General features: G+C 33.9%; 13 protein-coding genes. 6 read left to right on the top strand and 7 right to left on the bottom strand.

Annotation, left to right across the window (positions count from 1 at the left end):
• Position 1 precedes the first annotated feature (1 nt).
• From DG508_RS20710 to DG508_RS20685, 6 genes are all read left to right on the top strand, one after another.
• Positions 2-478, top strand: coding sequence for a flavin reductase family protein (locus DG508_RS20710; RefSeq protein ID WP_108870322.1), 477 nt, complete (start codon positions 2-4; stop codon positions 476-478).
• Positions 479-485: 7 nt separating this feature from the next.
• Complete coding sequence (locus tag DG508_RS20705) at positions 486-2,027, top strand: 4-hydroxyphenylacetate 3-hydroxylase family protein (protein WP_108870320.1); 1,542 nt, start codon at positions 486-488, stop codon at positions 2,025-2,027.
• A 45-nt stretch (positions 2,028-2,072) separates the two neighbouring features.
• Positions 2,073-3,053, top strand: a complete 981-nt coding sequence (gene hpaD, locus DG508_RS20700) for a 3,4-dihydroxyphenylacetate 2,3-dioxygenase (RefSeq protein ID WP_108870319.1) — start codon at positions 2,073-2,075, stop codon at positions 3,051-3,053.
• A 5-nt stretch (positions 3,054-3,058) separates the two neighbouring features.
• Positions 3,059-3,421: a 5-carboxymethyl-2-hydroxymuconate Delta-isomerase gene (locus tag DG508_RS20695; RefSeq protein WP_108870317.1), complete on the top strand. Its 363-nt coding sequence runs from the start codon at positions 3,059-3,061 to the stop codon at positions 3,419-3,421.
• 3 nt (positions 3,422-3,424) lie between these two features.
• Positions 3,425-4,882: an NAD-dependent succinate-semialdehyde dehydrogenase gene (locus tag DG508_RS20690; RefSeq protein WP_108870315.1), complete on the top strand. Its 1,458-nt coding sequence runs from the start codon at positions 3,425-3,427 to the stop codon at positions 4,880-4,882.
• A gap of 139 nt (positions 4,883-5,021) precedes the next feature.
• A complete protein-coding gene (locus DG508_RS20685; RefSeq protein ID WP_108870313.1) occupies positions 5,022-5,909 on the top strand; it encodes an AraC family transcriptional regulator in 888 nt (295 codons plus the stop codon).
• On the opposite strand, the gene DG508_RS20680 is transcribed toward DG508_RS20685, so the two are convergent.
• The 7 genes from DG508_RS20680 to DG508_RS20650 all read right to left on the bottom strand — a co-directional run bounded on the left by DG508_RS20680 (position 5,875) and on the right by DG508_RS20650 (position 15,593).
• The gene (locus DG508_RS20680; protein WP_108870311.1) at positions 5,875-7,110 is read right to left on the bottom strand and encodes a pyridoxal phosphate-dependent aminotransferase; all 1,236 of its coding nucleotides are present in this window, start codon (positions 7,108-7,110) and stop codon (positions 5,875-5,877) included. The genes DG508_RS20685 and DG508_RS20680 overlap by 35 nt on opposite strands.
• Before the next feature lie 131 nt (positions 7,111-7,241).
• A complete protein-coding gene (locus tag DG508_RS20675; protein ID WP_108870309.1) occupies positions 7,242-8,594 on the bottom strand; it encodes an aminotransferase class III-fold pyridoxal phosphate-dependent enzyme in 1,353 nt (450 codons plus the stop codon).
• Positions 8,595-8,606: 12 nt separating this feature from the next.
• Entirely contained in the window at positions 8,607-9,287 is a 681-nt protein-coding gene (locus tag DG508_RS20670) for an HAD-IA family hydrolase (RefSeq protein ID WP_108870307.1), read from the bottom strand.
• Between the two features lie 10 nt (positions 9,288-9,297).
• Positions 9,298-10,530 (bottom strand): Tm-1-like ATP-binding domain-containing protein, encoded by a 1,233-nt coding sequence (locus DG508_RS20665; RefSeq protein ID WP_108870305.1) that lies wholly within the window; start codon positions 10,528-10,530, stop codon positions 9,298-9,300.
• 116 nt (positions 10,531-10,646) lie between these two features.
• Positions 10,647-12,065 (bottom strand): APC family permease, encoded by a 1,419-nt coding sequence (locus tag DG508_RS20660; RefSeq protein ID WP_108870303.1) that lies wholly within the window; start codon positions 12,063-12,065, stop codon positions 10,647-10,649.
• Positions 12,066-12,137: 72 nt separating this feature from the next.
• Complete coding sequence (locus tag DG508_RS20655; protein ID WP_108870301.1) at positions 12,138-13,574, bottom strand: aldehyde dehydrogenase family protein; 1,437 nt, start codon at positions 13,572-13,574, stop codon at positions 12,138-12,140.
• A gap of 312 nt (positions 13,575-13,886) precedes the next feature.
• Positions 13,887-15,593, bottom strand: coding sequence for an arylsulfatase (locus tag DG508_RS20650; RefSeq protein WP_108870299.1), 1,707 nt, complete (start codon positions 15,591-15,593; stop codon positions 13,887-13,889).
• Positions 15,594-15,599: the final 6 nt, after the last annotated feature.

Genomic DNA, 15,599 nt, shown 5'->3' with positions numbered 1-15,599 from the left:
TATGGATGCAAAAAAATTAAGACAAGTAGCAGGCGGATTCGCAACAGGTATCACCATTGTAAGTTCTGGAGATGCGAATTCTGAAGTTAGAGCAATGACCGCTAATTCTTTTTTATCAGTTTCATTAGACCCACCATTGGTTTTGTTCTCTGTAGATACAAGAACTAAACTGTTTGAAACGCTTGAAAAAGGTAAAAAAATTACCATCAGCATCTTGTCAGAAAAACAAGAAGAAATTAGTAATCACTTTGCAGGCAAAAATCATTTAGACCATCACACATTATTTGAGAGTATTAAAGATTATCCAGTAATCAAAGATGCCTTGGGGTATTACCTAACAGAGGTTGACCAAATTATCTCTGCGGGAGATCATTATCTGGTACTATGCAATGTAAAAGATTTACAAAGAAATGAAGATGTAAACCCTTTAATGTACTACTCGGGTAAGTATAGAACGTATACAAACACATTAATCTAAATTTATTATGATTACAGAACAAAACACTGCACAGAATAAACCATTTTCAAAAGAATACGAAAACAAAATTTTTACAGGACAGGAATATCTGGATTCATTGGATGATGGAAGAGAAATTTGGTTTAATGGTGAGAAGATTACCAATATAGCAGAACATAAAGCATTTAGAAACTCGGCAAGAAGTATTGCAAGGTTCTATGATGCAATGCACGATGAGAAATATCAGGATGATCTTTTATTGGTTGATAAAAACGGAATTGTAACTCATAAGTTTTTTGCACCTAGCTATACATCTAAAGAACTAGATGAAGCTCGAAAAGCTATAGAGGTTAGTCAGCGAATAAATTATGGTTGGATGGGTAGAACCCCAGAATACAAAGCTGCTTTTATGGCACACCTGCAAGATAATGCTGGGTTTTATCAAAAAGAGTTTCAGCAGAATGCTATTAATTGGTATAAAAAAGCTGCAGAAAAGTGTTTGTTTCTTAATCATGTACTGGTAGATCCCCCAGTAGACAGATCCAAAGATCGAATCAATGTTAGAGATGTTTTTGTAAGTGTAGATAAAGAAGATGATAAGGGTATTTATGTCTCTGGAGCAAAAATGGTAGCAACAGGTTCAGTATTGACTCATGGTACCTTTGTTGGGCTGACAGGTAATATCACTTCTATGATGGAAAAGGACAGAGATGAAGACATGGCTGTTATATTTTTTGCAGATATGAATACGCCAGGTCTTAAAATGATCTGTAGACCATCTTATGAGCATGATGCTAATAGCGCATATGATGCACCATTATCATCTAGATATGATGAAAACGATTCTGTAATTATTATGGACAACGCATTTATCCCATGGGAAAACGTATTGGTATATAGAGACATCGATAGATGTAAACAATTCTATAAAGAATCAGGCTTTTTTAACCGATATAACTTGCAAGCGGCAGTTCGCTTAGCCATCAAATTAGAATTTTGTATAGGATTATTCTCAGAAGGGACCAAAGCATCAGGGACCGCTCAGTTTAGAGGAGTACAAGCTGGAACCGGGGAATTGATCGGTATAAAAAACACTTTGTGGTCACTTACTACCAGTATGGTAAATGATGTAACTTCTTGTGGTACAGGAGTCGTTCCTAATGCCGAAGTTGCCGCCGCATTACGATTATATATGTCTAATTGCTGGGATAGAGTACGTGAGATTTTTGAAAGCGTATTAGGCGGTGCACCAGTATACACCATTTCTAGCAATAAAGACCTACAAAACAAAGAATTACGCCCATATATAGAACAGTATTATGTAGGAACAGGCTTAGATGCCAATGACAGAATCAAACTCTTCAAATTAATATGGGATTCTATGTATTCAGAATTTGCAGGAAGACACTCTCTATATGAACGAAATTATTCTGGGAGTCAGGATTTACAACGTTTGGATTTATTGAGGCAAGCAACTGTATCTAAATCTCTAGACCAATGCATAGAAATGGTAAAAAAATGCATGAGTGATTATGATATGAATGGTTGGACAAACACTTGGTTATCATAAAACAGAAAGTAAAAAAATAAAAAAGAATCTAAAAAATAAAAAACAATGAAAGTCCTGAAACACAATTTCAATCTTCCATTCAATATTATTCGTTGTAGTCATGTTGAGTATGGAGTCAAAGATTTAGATGCATCCAGAAAGTTTTATGTAGATACACTGGGACTAATAGAAACCGAAAGAACGAGCGATGCTTTGTATCTAAGATGCCTAGAAGAGCAACAACATCATTCGTATATCTTAAGAAAAACAAAAGAATCGTGTGTAGTAGCGGTAGGATTCAAAGTAGCTTTTGAAAAAGATTTAGATGCACTCAAAAAACATCTAGATCATAAAAATATAAAAACCGAATGGGTAGAAAAATACGCAGAAGACAGAACCTTAAAAGTAACCACTCCTCAAGGGTTTATATTAGAATTTTATGCCAGAATGAAAAAAGTAGCGCATAAGCTTCGTGAGTATAAATCATATCAAGGAATGCATCCACAGCGGTTTGATCATTTTAATATTTTTACACCTAATGCGCAGGAAACTTATGAGTTCTTTGTAAATGAGTTAGGTTTCCGTCTTACTGAATACACCACCACTGAAAAAGGAGAAATGTGGGCCGCCTGGATGCATCGAAAAGGCAATGTGCATGATATGGCTTTGACCAACGGAGATGGCCCTAGACTACATCATTCTGCAATATGGGTACCTACTGCACTAAACATTATCCATTTATTGGATGTAATGGCTACATCTGGTTTTGTAGATAATATAGAGAGAGGCCCAGGAAGACATGGAGTATCTAATGCTTTTTTCTTGTATATCCTAGACCCTGATGGACATAGAATAGAAATATACACCTGTGATTATCTTACAGTAGATCCAGACCTGGAGCCTTTGGGATGGGATTTAGAAAACCCACAACGTCAAACATTATGGGGCGCACCTGCTCCTAGAAGCTGGTTTGAGAATGGGTCTTCATTTATAAATACTCCTATCAAAGAAGCAAAAATGGAAGCAAGACCTATCATAGCAAACTAATACCTATGCCACATATAACCCTAGAATATTCTACTAATGTTTCTATAAATTTTAATCACTTTTTTGAAGAGTTGAAAAATGAACTTATCGCAACAGGTCATGTTTCGGCATTAGGAGTAAAATGTAGAGCCGTAGCAGCAACAGATCATTATATAATCGATGGGAATAGTTCGCATAAAATGGTAAACTTATTATTTCGATTAAGAGAAGGCAGATCACTTGAAGTAAGAAAACAAATATCACAAATAGGAATGAAATTATTAGAACAATATTTTCAGATAGAGATCGATAAAAAAGAGATTATTTTATCTACAGAGGTAAAAGAACTTATAAAAGGATTAGATATTACCAAAAATGCGATCAGATAAACTATGAAACTTAATAATAACGACATACTACAAACTAGAGCTTATATTGATGGACAATGGGTATCTGACTCTAATAATAAAACATTTGATGTCATAAACCCTGTTGATGATTCAATAATTGCAGAAGTAGCAGATTTAGGAAAAGTAGCAACCAGAAAAGCCATTGATGCAGCCAATAAAGCATTTATTGATTGGAAAGCAAAAACAGCTACAGAACGATCAGAACTTTTACGTAAATGGTTTGATTTGCAAATTGAGCATGTAAAAGATTTAGCAAAAATCTTAACCCTTGAGCAAGGAAAACCTCTAACAGAAGCAGAAGGAGAAATACGTTATGGCGCTTCGTTTGTAGAATGGTTTGCTGAAGAAGCAAAAAGAGTATATGGAGATGTTATTCCTGGTCATACCAGAGACAAACGAATAATCACCTTAAAACAACCAGTAGGTGTTGTAGCGGCAATTACTCCTTGGAATTTTCCTAATGCCATGATCACTAGAAAGGTAGCTCCTGCTCTGGCTGCTGGATGTACGATTGTAGTAAAACCAGCAAAAAACACTCCTTTATCCGCTTTGGCTCTAGCCCATTTGGCAGAAAAGGCGGGAATACCAAAAGGAGTTTTTAATGTGGTAACCTCTAGTGATTCTAGAGCAGTGGGAGGAGAATTGACAAGCAATCCTATCGTTAGAAAATTATCATTCACTGGTTCTACTCAAATAGGTAAAATCCTAATAAAACAATGTGCTGATACCGTCAAAAAAGTATCTATGGAGCTGGGAGGTAACGCCCCTTTTATAGTATTTGAAGATGCAGATATAGATAAAGCTGTTGAAGGAGTTATAATTTCTAAATACAGAAATGCTGGACAAACCTGTGTTTGTACCAATAGAATTTTTGTTCATGAAAGTGTACAAATAGAGTTTACAGCCAAATTAGCCAAAGCTATACAGAAATTGAAGGTAGGAAATGGATTGGAAGAAGGAGTTGAAATAGGACCAATGATAGATCATCAAGCATTAGAATTTGTAGAAGATTTGGTAAAAGATGCGGTACAGAAAGGTGCAGAATTAGTCTATGGTGGAGCAAGAAGTACTAAAGGTATTAATTTTTATAATCCAACATTACTTTGCAATCTTGATACTTCTATGAAAATATATAAAGAAGAAATTTTTGGACCTATAGCTCCTGTATTTTCTTTTAAAACAGAGAAAGAAGTAATACAAATGGCAAATGATACAGAGTTTGGATTAGCATCTTATTTTTATGGTAAAGATTATACAAAAATATGGAGGGTAGCCGAAGCCTTGGAGTACGGTATGGTAGGCATCAATACAGGGTTGATATCCACAACCCTGGCTCCCTTTGGAGGAATTAAAGAAAGTGGATATGGACGAGAAGGATCAAAATATGGCATAGATGATTATCTAGAACTAAAATACTTGTGTATTGGAGGGATAGAATAATAATGCATTTATCAATATATGTATATCATATTGGCCAGATAACTAGTATAACCCTAAGTTTTGATTTACATAACTTGGGGTTAATTATATCCCATAAAGAAGAGTTATGTATATTTAGTTGATTTAAGTTGCAAAAAGTATGTTAGAAAAAAGAGATAAAGAATTGATCAAGAGAAATAATCGAGAAAGTACATTTGCCATAGAGCCTCTACCAGAATCAATATTGCCTACAGAACATAAAAATGAAATCAATAAACACCTGTATAAAGAGATCATCTTTTTGTTTTCTGGAGAAGGCAAACATAAGATTGATGATGAACTGATTAATTTCACTCCCAATACGTTATATCTTATCAACATAGGACAAGTACATACTTTTATAGAAGGAAAAAATATAAAAGGCTATTCTATAAAATATAAAAATGAGTTTATTCCCTCTTCAGGGCTGAGCTATAAATCAAGTTTTTATTCAAAGCTTAATGGATATATCGCTGATCTTAATTATATTAAATTATCAAAAAATGATATAAAAAGTATTAAATCTCATTTTCAAAGCATCCTAGAAGAATATAAACAACCTGATGAAGCCTTTACAAGCAAAGCAATTGTACAATATTTATTTGTGAGCTTTATGCTCAAAATAGAAAGAATAGCTCGTGAGATTGTCATTATAACATCAAAAACAACAACCAGTAATCATAAAAAGACATTATATGTCAAGTTTTTGAGTTTACTCGAAGAAAATTTTATGACCAATCATAGTATGGATTTTTACACAGAAAAACTAAGTCTTTCAAGAAGGAAACTGTCTGATCTAGTTAAAGAATTTAGTGGGATCACTGCCAAAAGATATTTACTTAATCGAATTATCCTAGAGGCCAAGAGATTACTAGCGTATTCTAATCACAATCTAAAAGAGATTTGCTATGACCTCGGTTTTGAAAGCCCTGCTTATTTCTCGACATTATTTAAAGAAATGACAGGAAAAACCCCTAATGAATATCGTAAGATGCAACAGAAACAGTAATTTTATCATTTTTATAACGATATTCATGCAATGCATGTTTTAAGATAGTAATCGCTTTTTTTATATCTTCTTGATTTAATACATAAGCAATTCTTACTTGGTATTTTCCAAAAGATGAATTAGAATAAAATCCTGAAGCTGGTGCTATCATAATAGTTTCATGATTATAATGAAACTCTTCTAATAGCCATTTTGCAAAATCATCTGCATTACATATTGGCAGTTCTGCAATACAATAAAAAGCACCTTTTGGTTCTGCCACTTTTACATGCTTTATTTTCTTCAATTCAGTAATCAAAGTATCTCTACGCTCGCTATATTCTTGAGTGATTTTTTCAAAATATTCCTGAGGTGTATCCAGAGCAGCCTCACTGGCAATTTGTGCATAGGTTGGAGGTGATAATCTGGCCTGTGCAAATTTTAATACAGTAGCCATAAAATCTTTATTTTTAGAAACAATACACCCGATTCTTGCTCCACACATGCTATATTTTTTTGAAACAGAGTCAATCATAATAGCATGATCTTTTATTTCTTTCTCTCTTAGGATCGAGTAATGTTCTGTATTGTCATAAATAAAATCCCTATAAACCTCATCAGCAATTAAGAACAAATCATGTTTTTTTACCAATCGTGCTAATGTCTGTATTTCTTCTTTTGTATATAAATACCCTGTAGGGTTTCCTGGATTACAAATCAAAATAGCTTTTGTTTTATGAGTAATTAACTTTTCGAACTCTATAATTGGAGGGAGATCAAAATTAGTATCAATTTTTGAAGTAACAGGCACTATTTTTAACCCAGACGCTACAGAAAAACCATTGTAATTTGCATAAAATGGTTCTGGAATAATGATTTCATCACCTGTATCAGCAATACTAGATAGGGTAAAAGATAAAGCTTCACTACCACCAGTGGTTACCAAAATATCACCAGAAGATACATTGATATGATATTTTTTGTAGTGAGCAGCAATTTTTTCTCGATAGGTTTCAGACCCTTCGGATCTACTATAGGCTAATATCTCTATATTATTATTTTTGACTGCATCCAAAGCTACTTGTGGAGTTTTTATATCTGGTTGCCCAATATTAAGATGATATACTTTTACTCCTCTTTTTTTAGCCTTTTCTGCAAAAGGAACTAGTTTTCTAATAGGAGACTGAGGCATCAGGTGGCCTTTTAATGAAATAGTTGGCATGGTAATCGTGAATTAAAAAAGTCTAATAGCACTGGTAAGTGTAGTGGATGAACAAGAACATGTATATGTACCAGTGCTATTACATCTTGGATTAGTAATCAAATCTATTTGGGTAGTCTTTTGTATTGTTACTATGCTTTTACTTCAACCAAAGAAGATGTAAAAGCATCTATAAGAACATCCAATTCCTTTTTGTTTATAACCAAAGGAGGTGAAATAATAATAGTATTGCCAGAGGCTCTTACAAAAGCTCCTTTTTCAATCATTTTTTTATGAATTTTTGATACAATTTCTCTATTTGGTTTTTTACTGGCTTTATCTTCAACAAATTCTATAGCTAGCATCAAGCCTTTACCTCTAATATCTCCAATAGTTTTGTATTGGTTTTCTAAAGGTTTTAGGCTATCCATTAAATAAGCACCTAATGTTTTTGCATTGCCAGGTAAATCTTCTTTGATAACAATTTTTAGAGCTGCGATGGCTGCGGCACAAGCAACGGGATGTCCTGCATACGTATATCCATGTCCAATAGCTCCAAAAGAGTCATTATTTTCTTTAAAAACAGTATCGATTCTCTCATTGCATACGGTTGCTCCTAATGGAATATAACCTGAGGATATCCCCTTGGCAAGTGTCATAATATCAGGTTTTACTCCCCAGCTTCGGCTTCCAAACATACTCCCTGATCGCCCAAAACCTGTAACTACCTCATCTGCTATAAGTAACACTCCATATTTATCACAAATCTCTCTTACTAATGGCATAAAATTATCAGGAGGTACAATTACTCCTCCAGCTCCCAATATAGGTTCCATAATAAATGCTGCAACAGTATCTGGACTCTGAAATTGAATTTCACGCTCTAGCAATTCGGCGCATTTTTTTCCTAATGCTTCGGGATCTTCAGTATATGGATTTCTGTAGGTCCAAGGAGCATCTATATGTGAGCATCCAGGTAATAAGGGTTCATAGTTTCTTCTAAAACGTGTATTACCATTTACAGAAGCGGCTCCAAAATGAGTACCATGGTATCCTTGTTTTAACGAAATAAATTTAAACCGATCCTTCTGCCCCTCCATTTTCCAATATTGACGGGCAATACGCATTGCTGTTTCCATAGCATCAGAACCTCCTGAGCTAAACATAACACGTTTCATATTTTCTGGTTTCATCATTTCAATAAGCAAATGTGCCAGTTCGATAGAGCGAGGGTGTGAGGTACCTTTGAATGTAGAGTAATATACCAGTTCATCTAATTGATTGATAATTGCATCTTTTATTTCTTGTCGGTTATACCCGCAATTTATATTCCATAATCCAGCAACACCATCGATCATCTTATGTCCATTATTATCTTCTATGTATACGCCTTCTCCTTTTTTGATAATTAAAGGTGGTTTTTTAAGCATATCATTGGGATGCCCCATAGGATGCCATTGTTCTTTACCATTCCATTCTTCTATATTTAATACTGTTGTATCCATTTCTATTTTTTTTTAATTGTTGATTAAAACAGGTGTATCTATATTTAATACATTTAGAATATATTGATAGCAAGCATCTGGTTGTGTAATATCAAAATGCAGTGTTCTTAACCCACATTTCATAGCTCCTGCTATATTTCTTAATTGATCATCTACAAACAATACTTCATTGGGTTGTAATTGTAGATTATTTAAAGCTGTATTGTATGCTCTAGGGTCTGGTTTTAAAATATCTGAGTGAGTTGCGTCATAAAAGGTATCCAGATCATGTCTAAATGGGAGATTATCTACAAAGTCCTTACCAGTAAATAATTCAATTTCATTACTCAAAATCCCTACCTTAAGCCCTCTTTTTTTTACAATGTTAATTACTTGTAATGCTTGTGGTCTCAGTATTTCATCATAATTTACCTTATCTCCCATAGATTTAAGTAAATCGAGCATAGACCAGTTTTTTTCTCCAATCAATTCTCCAATTTCTTTGGCTCGAGTGCCCCAATACTTACGCTCTGTGATCTGATCTTTTTGCATTGACATCCAAAGAGGGTCACTTTGGGGATCAAAAGGTCCTTTCCATGTTAATACTCCTTTAGATAAATTAAGATTGTTTTCAATACTATTTTGACGTTCAAACAAGGATTTGCTGATCACACTACCAAAATCTAATAACAAAGCTTTTATATGAGTTTTCATAATTGTTATATTATTTTAGAATAATTCCTTTTTCGATCCAATCGTCAAAAACATCCAGTACTCTATCTGCAAATATCTGATCATTGATATGGCAATTGATTTCTTCTATCTCTATGTTGGGTGTATTTAATGATTTCATTTCTTTAAAAAACACATTTAATGTTTCGGGGTCATATAATTCTCGCCCTTTTCTATCCCATTCTAATACGCCTTTGAGAGGAAGTAATAGTTTGGTTTTCCCTTTTGTTTTGGCTATCTTTTGGGTAATTTTTTTTGCTAACTTTTTTAGTTCTTTTTTATCCAATACAACAGAAGAAATCAACCTATTATGAACGTGTGACGGTCTGTCTTTTAGCTTTTTGGGTGGTTTTTGCCAGGTAGGAATATCGACTATATTGATAGAGCCTGGAGCGATAATTTGTGGAATCCCATTCAAGCCTGTATTTTCTAAGCGATCTTTACCAGAGGTTACAATTGAGTTAAACACATCATTTACTACTTCTTGTAAACTGAAATCTAAAACGGCTGCAAATCGTTTTTTGCTTGCTAACCATTCTAATGCTCTTCCTCCTTGACCAGTAGTATGAAATACAACCAATTCAAAACCTCGTTTTTCTAATTCTGGTTTTAAATACACCATATATTTTAAGGCAGATTTACCCAAAGAACTCATGGCAATCAAAGGCTTATCAATTTTTAGTTTTTGTGAAGCTTTTGCAGCGCCTAGAACAGCACCACAAGCTTGTCTTAACACTGATTTACATATTTTGTTTATACCATATAGACCACCAGACCAGAGCATCATTGATAAATCTGGAGAGATTCTTTCTGGGGGAATTAAATGAGAAAAGGAGATTGTAGAAACAACGTATTTAGGAACCCCAAAGGGCAATGATGAAGCGACATCTAATGCCAAATCAGTACCCATAGTACCTCCCAAAGCAATCATTCCATCAATTTTTCCTTCACCGTATAAATGGCTTACTAACTTAGAAGCTCCTTCTGCTGTTTTGGTCATTGCTTTATTTTCGTCTCCTAATGCTATAATGGCTTTGTTGGTAGTATCAATGATTTTTGCAACATCATGCTTGCTATAATCTACTGTAAAACTAGGGTCTCCTAAGACACCTACATCCATCACTTTAGGGGTTCCGCCTTGAGCTTCGATACAATTCTTCATGAATAATAATTCGTCAGATTTTGTATCTGCGGTACCAACGATAAGTATTGTTTTTCTTTTCATTACTTGTTTATTATTCGAGATTAAAAATAAAAATGATACAGAACTCTTCTTTACATAAAAGTGTAAGTAAAGTTTATGTTTTGTGTTTATTGACTAATATTTGTTTCAAAAGTTTGTCAATGGGTATTCTTTTGTAGAACATCTTCTATCTTCAAAGGTGTCCAGAGTGGGACTCTTTGTTTATACTTGAGCCATACAAATGAATAGATAGCACATATAGAGAGTATGATAAAAAATGGTATATATATTTGTGATGGAGTCAAAAAGGGAGGAACCAAATAGAAAAAAGTGACAAACAATCCTGCAATTGCCAATAATTGAGGTATCGGATATAAAGGTGTTTTAAAAGGTCTTGGTATATCAGGATGCCTTTTTCTTAATAAAATAACCGATATATTGATTAAAATATAAAAAAATATCCATGAACATATGGCAGCAAGAATCAATGCAAAAACACCATTGATGTCTGACCCTATGAGATAAGATCCTAACATTGGTATTAGTGCAATAAAAATAATACCAACATAAGGGGTATTATATTTTTTATGAGTTTTTAAAAACAGTTTTGGCAAAACTCCGTCTAATGCCATTCCATAAAGGATTCTGGGAATACTTGCTATAATAGTATTTATCAAGGCTATTGTTGCTATAAAAATAACCAGTACAAATCCCCATTTACCAATATTTCCTAAAACCGCATTGCCGTATACAAGAGCGCTTTCTGGAGTTTCTAATAATCTAGTATTTGTAGCATTGTCTACAATCTCATTTGGTACTAACCTAACGATACTGGTACCAAAAATAAGCATAGCAACTAATGACATGGTTAATCCAATAAACAAAGAATGTTTGATATTCTTATTGGGGTTTTTCATGTCAGGAGCTAAAGGAGTTACATATTCTGCTCCTACAAAAAGGAATAGTGTAAAGCCAACTAGTGTAAAAATTGCAGAAATGTCATGACCGATTGAAGAATCACCCCACACAAAATCTAAATTGGTTTTAGGGATAATGAGTAACCCAATAATCCCCAGAACTACCATTAATATATACTTAGAATATGACAATATATTCTCTATGAGGGCAAACATATTGATTCCTCTAATGTTAATGATAGCACATAATATGACAATCCCCCAACCAATAACCCAAGAATTTTCTGGAGAGATAAAAGAAGAAACTACAGGAAAATTGCTTTGTGCAAATAATCCTGCTGCGGCTACTTCTGCAGAGGAAGCAAAAAAGGTTACAATCACATAAGACGCTAGTGTTGCAGTAACTCCCCAAAATCTCCCCATAGCAATGGTAATATAATCATAGACTGCACCAACAGTAGGTATAATACCTGCTAATTCTGCAAAACTAGTAGCTTGACACATCATTAATATATATGAAATTAGTAATGCAATAAAGAAAACATAGCCTCCCAAACTTATTCCTTGTGTAATGGTTAATAATGAAGATGCTAATAGCATCAATCCTAAAATAGATGCTATGCCTGTTGCTGTTCCTACCTTTTTATTGCTGTTACTCATATTATGATACTGGTATTTAAAATTAATAAATAATAATGCCTATGGTAATATACTGATTTGACAGTAAAGCATTTAGTAAGCTATTACAACTGATTTTGATCTGGTAAAAGCTTCTATAGAAGCTTTACCTAGCTCATTGCCTATACCAGATTGTTTAAAACCTCCTAATGGTAAATTTGGATCAGACCGAACGGGAGAATTGACATAAATTATCCCTGCATTTAGTTTAGACAGTACATGATGCATATTACTTACATTTTTTGTCCAAATACTTGCTGCTAACCCATATTGTGAATCATTTGCTTTTTGAATTAAATCATCTATCCCATCATAAGCAACGGCTACCAATACTGGTCCAAATATTTCTTGTTTTAGGATATCTATTTTATGATTATCAGGATTAGAAAATACAGTTGGTGCTACGTAATACCCTTTATCATATAGTTTTTCCCCTCCAGCAATAACTTCTGCGCCAGCAGTTACCCCTGCATCTATATAATTCATTACATTATCCATATGAGTCTTGGATACCAGAGGCCCCATTTGTGAATTCGCATCCATACCATTACCTACTTTCATTGCCTTTGCTACTTCACCAATATCACTTAACAAGGTGTCATATTTTTGTTTGGGCAGGTATATTCTTGATCCAGAAACACATACTTGCCCCTGATTATAAAAAATGCCTTTGGCGGCTCCTTTAGGAATGGATTTCATATCAGCATCATCAAGTACTAATACTGGGTTTTTACCTCCTAGTTCTAGTGTAAAGTCTTTTAAATTTTGCGCTGCTTGTGTACCAATGGTTTTTCCTACCTGTGTAGAACCCGTAAATGTTATTTTATGAACTTTTGGGTGGTTGATCAGGTAGTTTCCTACTGTTGTACCTCTACCATTAACAATATTAATCACTCCATTAGGAATGCCAGCTTCTTGAGATAATTCAGCGAGGCGTAATGCGGTTAGAGGAGTTTCTTCTGATGGTTTAAAGACTACGGCACATCCACAAGCGAGAGCTGGAGCTATTTTCCAAGCGTACATCATCATAGGCACATTCCACGGAGCAATAGCTGCTACAACTCCGATAGGTTCTTTTTGTGTATATGCAAAATGCTCTGCACCACTTAAAGATACTCCTAATGTTGATCCTTCTATTTTGGTAGCCCATCCAGCATAATATCTAAAACAATTTACAGTTGCCCCCACTTCTTTTTGGGCATCACTCAATAGTTTTCCATGTTCAGTTACTAGCAACTGACTTAATTCTGTTGCATGTTGCTCGATAATATCTGCATATTTTAATAAAACAGCTTCTTTTTTATTAGGGAGCATCTTATGCCAGTCACCTTGATAAATTTGGTGATGTGCAGCATCTATAGCCGTGTCTATCTCTGAGGTTCCTGCTTCAGAAATGGTTTGTATCTCTTCTTCGGTAGCTGGATTGTATATCGTAAAGGTAAAGTCTGATGAACCATCAACCCATTTACCATTTATAAAATTTGATTTCATTGTTTATTTAGAGGATTATTATAAATGTCTGTTTTTGTCATGAGTAAATAAATAGTAATCTATCTCATTGTAAATTTCTTTTTTTCCACTATGGCTACTTATTTATACTGAGGAGAAAGAAAATATCTTTACTCAGATATTATTGTAGTACTTTGATAGTGTAGATAAAAGCTCGAAATATCTACATCAAACTTATTCAACATTTACATAAAAAAGCTACATAAAAATAGATGTTTTGTTTAGGTTTTGTGCGTGTTCTAAATACACCATATTATTTTGCTTCTTTTTATTTAAATAGTAGGCCTATATATTTTATTTGTTATCATATGCAGTTGGTGTATTAGGAAGTATGACATTGTTTCTTTCTTCATATTCTTTCCAAATATTTTTCATTTCTTTTATAATTTCAGGAGCTTCTGCTGCGATATCGTTTTGTTCACTGATATCCGTTTTTAGATTATAGAGTTCCCATTTTCCTGATCCAAAAGGTTTTTCCATTTTATTAGCTTTCCAAAATCCTTTTCTAATTCCTATTCTACCGTATAGTTCCCATACGTGAGCTGTAGATTCATGATGCGCAACAGCATTAGAAGAGTTCATAATATTTAATAGAGAGACCCCTTCTATTGGGTGGATTTTTTTATGATTGTAGGTGTTATTAGCAGGAAAATCTACATTTGCTATTTCTAAAAATGTTGGAGCTAAATCTTTTATTGATACAAATTTATCATATACCATATTTTTTGTACTTGAATGTGACAAAGGCGGTTTTATAATCATGGGGCAACGTACCCCTCCTTCTGTACTAAACGCTTTGTAATATTTAAAAGGAATGCTACCTGCATACGCCCATTCTTTGCCTAGTAAAATATATGAATCTTTTTTACCGATATTCTCGTAGCTATTATCAAATGTTTGGTCAACCCATTGTCTGGTATTTTTATAATTAAGAATTGAATTTCCTTCGATACCATTATCAGAAATGAGTACAATCATGGTGTTATCATATTGATTTATCGCTTTTAAATAATCTATAACTCGTCCTACGTGATAATCTAATCTTTCTATCATCGCAGCATAGATTTCCATAGTTTTTGTTTTGGTCTTCTTTTCTTTTTCTGATAATTCGTTCCAAGGTGTTATATCTTTTGGTAATGAAGGAAGGGTTGCATTTTTTTGTATAACTCCTTTCTTTATAGCATTTGTAAGTCTTTGATATGCTAAATCTTCATACCCATTATTATATTTTCCTTTATAAAGATCTAGGTATTCGTCTTTTACCTGAAGAGGCCAATGTGGTGCGGTAAAGGATAAAAAGGTAAAAAAAGGTTGTTTCAGTTTAGTGCTCTCGTGTATATAAGAGATTGTTTTTTGAGTGTAATATTCTGTAGAATAAAAATCCTTTGGCAAGTGTTCTATTTTTGTATTATTCTCAAAATAAAAGGCTTCTTTCATAGATGGAAGCAGAGGTTGTTTATCAAAAAAGTGCCCAGCTCCCCCTTGAGCTAAACAAAAGGATTGGTCAAAACCTCTATTATAAGGCCATAATTCTTTTTTAGATACAGGTAATGCCTGGTGCCATTTTCCTACAATAGAGGTATGATAATCATGATCTTGTAGTAGCTTAGGAAACGGAACAATATCAAAGTTTAAATATCCTTCATAGCCTTTTGCTCCTTTTTGGTTTGATGCCCAATCACCTTCCATAGTTCCATATCCATTTAAATGATTATTTACACCGCTCAAAAGCATGGCTCTACTAGGAGAACATGTAGGGGCTGTATGAAAATCAGTGAATCTAATTCCCTCATTTGCTAATTGATCAATATTAGGCGTTTTTATTTCACTACCATAACAACCTAGATCTGTATATCCAAGATCATCTGCTACAATTAATAATATATTAGGGTCAGAGCTAGCTGTTTTTATTTTTGTTGTTTGCTGTGAGCAAGATATAGTGCATATAACAATGATGAGATTGAAAACTAACCTTGCTATAGTAATGTTATTACATGCCATGATTGC

Origin of the sequence: Aquimarina aquimarini (assembly GCF_900299535.1) — a bacterium.
Classification (GTDB): Bacteria; Bacteroidota; Bacteroidia; order Flavobacteriales; family Flavobacteriaceae; genus Aquimarina; species Aquimarina aquimarini.
Note: the sequence above shows the minus strand (reverse complement) of the source record. Positions and strands in the feature narration are given on the sequence as shown.